Here is a 528-nt window from a genome sequence, read left to right as displayed (position 1 = left end):
AGCATCAGTATTACAAGTATCACGGGTAACCACTAGATACCCAGCTTCCAGTGCTTTTTCAGCACAGCCTTTACCTGAAGATTTAAGGCCGATCGAAAACAAATATTGGTACAAAGCTTCTTTCTTATCGAAAGCAATCACCTGATAAGCGTTATCTTCGTTCCTGATTGCGTTCAGTACGGTATCTCTATTCACGAGGTTGATGTTGATGTCAGAATATTTTCCGCCCTCGACTTTATAGAACTGATAATCGTGAATTCCTGTAGACTTAACTAATTCAGCCGTGATGCAGTTAGTGCTGTCAGCATCCATCATGATAACTTGCTTCGCGTAGGTGATGACCGTTTTTAAAGCGTTAAATGATTTTGCTTTCAGTCGTTCATTTTTATAATGATTACCGTCGAGTGATAAGAAGCCTTTTTCGCTCTCATCGAAGATAACTAAATCGCAGCCGAGTACATACTGCAGCATGTTAGGCAGTGAGTTTGTGGTTGAAACGATGATTTGTGCCTCTTCAAGCTTTCTTAA

Annotated in this window: 1 pseudogene; it reads right to left on the bottom strand. The window is 40.3% G+C overall.

Annotated elements, in window-relative coordinates:
• A pseudogene (locus R7Z50_RS30880) lies at positions 1 to 528 on the bottom strand (hypothetical protein); the annotation flags it as partial.

The organism is Vibrio sp. 1249-1 (assembly GCF_033340495.1).
The sequence above is the reverse complement of the archived record's forward strand: the minus strand, read 5'-3'. Positions and strand labels throughout refer to the sequence as shown.